Here is a 1226-nt window from a genome sequence, read left to right on the forward strand (position 1 = left end):
ATAAACCTAGTAGGTTAAGCTACTAAGGGCACACGGTGGATGCCTTGGCGCTAGGAGCCGATGAAGGACGGGACGAACTCCGATAAGCTTCGGGGAGCTGTAAGTAAGCTTTGATCCGGAGATTTCCGAATGGGGCAACCCACCAGCTTGAAGAGCTGGTACCGCCACCTGAATCCATAGGGTGGTCGGGGGCAGACCAGGGGAACTGAAACATCTAAGTACCCTGAGGAAGAGAAAGCAAACGCGATTCCCTGAGTAGCGGCGAGCGAAACGGGAACAGCCCAAACCGATGGCCTTGTGCCATCGGGGTTGTAGGACGTCTCACACGGAGTCACAAAGGGAGCGAATAGGTGAACTGGTCCTGGAAAGGCCGGCAATATAAGGTAACAGCCCTGTAACCGAAATTCGTTCCCCTCCGAGACGGATCCTGAGTACCGCGGGACACGTGAAACCCCGTGGGAAGCTGGGAGGACCACCTCCCAAGGCTAAATACTCCCTAGCGACCGATAGTGAACCAGTACCGTGAGGGAAAGGTGAAAAGCACCCCGGGAGGGGAGTGAAAGAGAACCTGAAACCGTGTGCTTACAACCAGTCGGAGTCCCCTTGAGGGATGACGGCGTGCCTTTTGTAGAATGAACCGGCGAGTAACGGTTGCGTGCAAGGTTAAGGTGAGAAGCTGGAGCCGTAGCGAAAGCGAGTCTGAATAGGGCGCTTCAGTACGTAGTCGTTGACCCGAAACCGGGTGATCTACCCATGTCCAGGATGAAGTTCCGGTAACACGGAATGGAGGTCCGAACCTGTTGGTGTTGAAAAACCATAGGATGAGGTGTGGGTAGGGGTGAAATGCCAATCGAACCCGGAGATAGCTGGTTCTCCCCGAAATAGCTTTAGGGCTAGCCTCGGATCAAGAGTCATGGAGGTAGAGCACTGATTGGGCTAGGGGCCCCCACAGGGTTACCGAACTCAGTTAAACTCCGAATGCCATCGACTCATATCCGGGAGTCAGACTGCGAGTGCTAAGATCCGTAGTCAAGAGGGAAACAGCCCAGACCACCAGCTAAGGTCCCCAAGTAATCGTTAAGTGGCAAAGGATGTGGAGTTGCCTAGACAACCAGGATGTTGGCTTAGAAGCAGCCACCATTCAAAGAGTGCGTAATAGCTCACTGGTCAAGTGACTCTGCGCCGAAAATGTAACGGGGCTAAACGATTCACCGAAGCTGTGGATG

The 1226-nt window shown here is 54.0% G+C and carries 1 rRNA gene; it reads left to right on the forward strand.

Features of this window, described 5'->3' with window-relative positions:
* Positions 1-12: 12 nt before the first annotated feature.
* Positions 13-1226, forward strand: a 23S ribosomal RNA gene (locus QQZ12_RS16955); the annotation flags it as partial.

The organism is Laceyella tengchongensis (assembly GCF_900182735.1).
Classification (GTDB): Bacteria; Bacillota; Bacilli; order Thermoactinomycetales; family Thermoactinomycetaceae; genus Laceyella; species Laceyella tengchongensis.